This window comes from Nocardioides sp. (genome assembly GCF_031422975.1).
Classification (GTDB): Bacteria; Actinomycetota; Actinomycetes; order Propionibacteriales; family Nocardioidaceae; genus Nocardioides.
On the sequence record NZ_JANPEO010000387.1, the window covers coordinates 1 to 5,314 of the forward strand.

3 protein-coding genes and 1 pseudogene are annotated in these 5,314 nt (G+C 67.9%); all 4 read right to left on the reverse strand.

Annotated features, from left to right (window positions below):
- Positions 1-361: pseudogene (locus RMO85_RS11665) on the reverse strand (hypothetical protein); the annotation flags it as partial.
- Positions 362-404: 43 nt separating this feature from the next.
- Positions 405-968: a hypothetical protein gene (locus RMO85_RS11670; protein WP_310528893.1), complete on the reverse strand. Its 564-nt coding sequence runs from the start codon at positions 966-968 to the stop codon at positions 405-407.
- Complete coding sequence (gene dnaE, locus RMO85_RS11675) at positions 965-4,522, reverse strand: DNA polymerase III subunit alpha (RefSeq protein ID WP_310528894.1); 3,558 nt, start codon at positions 4,520-4,522, stop codon at positions 965-967. Before dnaE ends, RMO85_RS11670 begins: the two co-directional genes overlap by 4 nt.
- Positions 4,523-4,688: 166 nt before the next feature.
- Positions 4,689-5,314 (reverse strand): DUF2332 domain-containing protein (locus tag RMO85_RS11680; protein ID WP_310528895.1); only part of this gene is annotated, 626 nt, incomplete at its 5' end.

Here is a 5,314-nt window from a genome sequence, read left to right on the forward strand (position 1 = left end):
CGTCCACCGGGTCACCGCGGGAGTCCCCCGGTCGCTGGGCCTCCACCCCCTCCCGCGGGGGTGCGCCGGCGTTCAGTCGGTGGTGGAGGTCGGTGGGTGGGTCGTCCAGGGCGACTGGGTCGTGGTCGATGCTGACGTAACCGAGGGTGCTGGCCGGCATCGCCTCGGCCGGCTGGGCACCGGTGCCGAGGAACGACGATGCCGCCCACACGGCGCCGCCACCCACCGCCAGCACACCGACCAAGCCGCCGAGCGCAAGCACTCTCTTGCGGTTGTCGGCGGAGCGCCCGTGGGAAGCCACGGGTGACCCGGTGGACGACTCGAGGAACTCAGGGCCGCCGGGTGGAGTGGTGTTGGACATGGAACCCCCGTCGGGAAGAAGCCGGATGCGAGACGGACTCAGCCTACCCAGCGGAGGGGGTCTCGGGCTCGGGAACTCGGCGAGTGGATCGGTGTCTCCTGTCGACCAGGAAGACGTAGATCGAGGCCACCATCGCGCCGATCGGGAACGCGGCCATCGCACTGGAGTCCAGCCGAAACAACCGCGGTCGTCCGTCCACCCCGGCCAGGGTCAGGTCACTCGGGATGGCGGTCAGGTCCTCCTTGCCGGCGGCGAGCAGCTGCGGGTCCGGCGGACCGAGCGCGTGACCCACCGCGAACATGACCCAGCCGGCGAGCATCGAGCCCACGACGATTGCGGCGAGGCTCATGACCTCGTGCCGTGGCCACCACCAGGCCAGCACGATGGTGGTCAGCGCACCGGCGACGAGCGCCACGATGACGTACCAACCGGTCCCGGAGAAGGAGTAGTCGGGTCCGGCGGGTTCGAGGAACCACTGGTCCTGGAACGCGACGCCGACCGGGGGCTCCCACACGCGCTCCCAGACGAAGCCGGCAAGCGCGCCGGACAGCGCGAACACCGCCATGAAGACGACGGCCTGGACGGCCGCACCCAGCCGACCGGTCATCCCGACAGGCACCCCGGGCCGAGCAGCTGCTTCAGGTCGGCGAACAACGCCGGCGACGGCGTCACGCGGTGGTGGTCTCCGACCTTGAGCACGATCGTCTTGTCACGCATGCGGACGTTGAGCAGGACCTCGGTGACCCCCGGGTGCGTGGCCAGCACGTCCTTGAGGCTGTCGACCACCCCCGGGTTGATCCGGGTCTGCGGCAGGTTGACCGTGACCGGGCCCGAGGGCCCGTCGGACAGGTCGGGGACCGTGACCTCCTGGGCCCGCAGCTCGGGCTGGTCCTTGTCCCGCGAGAGCTGGCCCTTGACCCGGATGATCGCGTCCTCGACCAAGTGGGAGGAGGCGAGTTGGTAGGCACTCGGGAACAGCAGCACCTCGATCGCGCCGTCGAGGTCCTCGAGGGTCACCGTGGCCCAGGAATCGCCCTTCTTGGTGATCTTGCGCTGGACGCTCGTCACCAGTCCGCTGATGGTCAACGTCGAGCCGTGCGGCCGCTCCTCGTCGAGCATCAGCTGGCCGATCGTGCAGTCGGTGCCGGCCTGCAGCACGTGCTCGAGCCCGAGCAACGGGTGGTCGGAGACGTACAGGCCCAGCATCTCCCGCTCGTGCCCGAGCAGCGTCATCTTGTCCCAGTCGTCGATCTCGGGGATCGAGACGTTGACGCCGAAGCCGCCGTCGGCCTCGTCGAGCCCGCCGAACAGGGAGTCCTGCCCGATCGCCTCGTTCTTCTTGATGTCGATGTATTGATCCACGGCCATCTCGTGGATCGTGACCAGCGCGCGCCGCTTGTGCTTCATCTCGTCGAACGCACCGGCCTTGATCAGCGACTCGATGACGCGCTTGTTGCAGACGTTGACCGGGACCTTGTCCATGAAGTCGTTGAAGTCGGCGTAGCGACCCTTGTCGGTGCGGCCGGCGACGATGCCGTCGACGACGTTGACGCCGACGTTGCGGATCGCGGTGAGACCGAAGCGGATGTCGTTGCCGACCGGGGTGAAGTTGGCGTGCGACTCGTTCACGTCGGGCGGCAGCACCTGGATCTTCATCCGGCGGCACTCATTGAGGTAGATCGCCGACTTGTCCTTGTCGTCGCGCGTGGAGGTCAGCAGGGCGGCCATGTACTCGGCGGGGTAGTTGGCCTTGAGATAGGCCGTCCAGTAGGACACCAGGCCGTAGGCCGCCGAGTGGGCCTTGTTGAAGGCGTAGTCGGAGAACGGCAGCAGCGTGTCCCACAGGGCCTTGATCGCGCCGAAGCTGTAGCCACGCTCGGTCATGCCCGCGGAGAAACCGGCGAACTGCTTGTCCAGCTCCTCCTTCTTCTTCTTGCCCATCGCACGGCGAAGGATGTCGGCCTGGCCCAGCGTGTAGCCCGCGAGCTTCTGGGCGATCGCCATGACCTGCTCCTGGTAGACGATCAGGCCGTAGGTCTCCCCCAGGACGTCCTCGAGGGCCTCGGCCAGCTCGGGGTGGAGCGCTTCGACCGGTTCGCGGCCGGTCTTGCGGCGGGCGTACTTGTTGTGCGAGTCGGCGCCCATGGGGCCGGGGCGGTAGAGCGCACCCACGGCCGAGATGTCCTCGAAGGTGTCGGGACGCATCGAGCGCAGGAGCGCCCGCATCGGACCGCCGTCGAGCTGGAAGACGCCGAGGGTGTCGCCGCGCTGGAGGAGCTTGTACGTCGCCTGGTCGGTCAGCTCGAGGGTCTCGAGCACGACCTCCTCACCACGGTTGACGGCGATGTTCTTCACCGCGTCGTCGAGCACCGTGAGGTTGCGAAGCCCCAGGAAGTCCATCTTGATCAGGCCGAGCGACTCGCAGGTCGGGTAGTCGAACTGGGTGATCATCGCGCCGTCCGCGGGACGCTTGAGCATCGGGATGATGTCGAGGAGCGGCTCGCTCGACATGATCACACCGGCCGCGTGCACGCCCCACTGCCGCTTCAGGCCTTCGATGCCCATCGCGGTGTCGACGACCTTCTTGACGTCGTTGTCACCTTCGTAGAGCGAGCGGAACTCGCCGCCCTCGCCGTAGCGCTTGTGCTCGGAGTTGAAGATCTCCTGGAGGGGCACGTCCTTGCCCATGACCGCGGCCGGCATCGCCTTGGTGATGCGATCGCCCATCGCGAACGGGTAGCCCAGGATGCGCGAGGAGTCCTTGACCGCCTGCTTGGCCTTGATGGTGCCGTAGGTGACGATGTAGGAGACCCGCTCGTCGCCGTACTTGTCGGTGACGTAGCGGATGACCTCGCCACGTCGGCGCTCGTCGAAGTCGATGTCGAAGTCGGGCATGGAGACGCGGTCGGGGTTGAGGAACCGCTCGAAGATCAGGCCGTGCACCAACGGGTCGAGGTCGGTGATGCGCATGGCATAGGCGACCATCGAGCCGGCGCCGGAGCCGCGGCCTGGACCGACGCGGATGCCGTTGTTCTTGGCCCAGTTGATGAAGTCGGCGACGACGAGGAAGTAGCCGGGGAAGCCCATGCCGGTGATGACACCGACCTCGAAGTCGGCCTGCTTGCGCACGGCATCGGGGATGCCCGCGGGGTAGCGGACCTGCAGACCGCGCTCGACCTCCTTGACCAGCCAGGAGTCCTCGTTCTCCCCCTCGGGGCACGGGAACTTGGGCATGAACGTGCCACTGCCCTCGGTGAACGCGACGTCGCAGCGCTCCGCGATCCACAGCGTGTTGTCGCAGGCCTCGCGGAGGTCGTACTTGTCGACCCACAGCGAGCGCATCTCGGCGGGCGACTTGATGTAGTAGCCGTCACCGGAGAAGGCGAACCGCTTGCCGGGACCGTCGCCGGCCGGGATGTCCATCGTCGAGCCGGAGTTGATGCAGAGCAGGTGCTCCTGGGACTTCGCATCCTCCTGGCGCACGTAGTGGGAGTCGTTGGTGGCCAGCAGTGGGATCTGGAGGTCCTTGGCCAGCTTCAGCAGCCCGTCGCGGACCCGGCGCTCGATGTCGAGGCCGTGGTCCATCAGCTCCATGAAGTAGTTGTCGCGCCCCAGGATCTCCTGGTAGTCCGCGGCGGTCTGGCGCGCCGCGGCGTAGTTGTCGTGGCGCAGGTGGACCTGGATCTCACCGCTGGGGCAACCGGTCGTGCCGATGATGCCCGCGCTGTGCTGCGAGAGAAGCTCGCGGTCGACGCGCGGGTGCTGGAAGAAGCCGTCGCGCCAGGCACCGGTCGAGAGCCGGAACAGGTTGTGCATGCCCTGGGTGGACTCGCTCAGCAGCGTCATGTGGGTGTAGGCGCCGCGACTGGAGACGTCGTCGGGCCCGCCCTTGTAGAAGTTGACGCGCTTGCGCTCGAACCGGCTGATGTTGGGCGTGAAGTAGGCCTCCATGCCGATGATCGGCTTGACCCCGGCGGCCTTGCACTGGCGGTAGAACTCGTAGGCCCCGAACACGTTGCCGTGATCGGTCATCGCCACCGCCGGCATGCCGAGCTCGGCGGTGCGCTCGGCGAGGTCCTTCAGCCGGGCCGCGCCGTCCAGCATCGAGTATTCGGTGTGGACGTGCAGATGCGCGAAGTTGTCTCCTGAACCGGCCGACATGAGCTGGGTCTTCCACACCTTCCGGGGGTCAAGGACGGGACGCTTTTCGTCGCTGGTGCCGACGCGTCTGAGGGGAAGAGCGCCAGCCTACGTCAGTCTGACAGGGCCCACCGACAAGACACTCGCGCCCGATTCACAGACGGCGCAGAGCCGATGGATCGCTCGCTCACAGCCAGTCGATCGCGTGCCCGTGACCGTGGGTGAGGGCGACTGGTCGGCCGTCGAGACCCAGCACGAACCGGCCCATGGGCACCTCGAGCTCACCCGTCACACGCGGCAGCACGTGCGGCGCCTCGTTGCTCACCCAGCGGCAGGCCCCGGCCGCCACCAGACCGGTCATCAGGTCGTGAAAGCGCTCACGTGGCTCGTCCTGGAGGTAGGCGATCACTGCGCTGTGGAACACCACCGGCGTCCCGTGCCGCCCCGCCTCGGCCAGCAAGCCTGGCAATGATTCGAAGAGGTCGCCCTGCACGAGCCGTGGGGGGTCAGCCCGAGCGATCCGGACAGCCTGCTCGAGCCGCGCCCGCCGCTCGTCCTGCTCGGGCCACACGAGGTTGGCCAGCCAGGCCATCGCGTCGTCATCGCGTACGTCGAGGGGGTTCAGGTCGGCGCCGCCCCGCCAGGCCACCACAGGGTGGGTGACCGGGATTGGGAGATCGCCGGTGGTGGCGGCCGTCAGGGTGGGTCCCCCGCTGCCGGCCAGTCCGCCCAGCGGCGGCCACGCGTAGTCGTACCGGTCAGGGAACAGGCAGAGACCGGCGCTGGCGCCGACCTCGATCAGGCTCAGCGTCC

Excerpts from the sequence above, each read along its gene's own strand:
- RMO85_RS11670 (WP_310528893.1), bottom strand. The coding sequence starts at position 968 with ATGACCGGTCGGCTGGGTGCGGCCGTCCAGGCCGTCGTCTTCATGGCG.
- dnaE (WP_310528894.1), bottom strand. The coding sequence starts at position 4,522 with ATGTCGGCCGGTTCAGGAGACAACTTCGCGCATCTGCACGTCCACACC.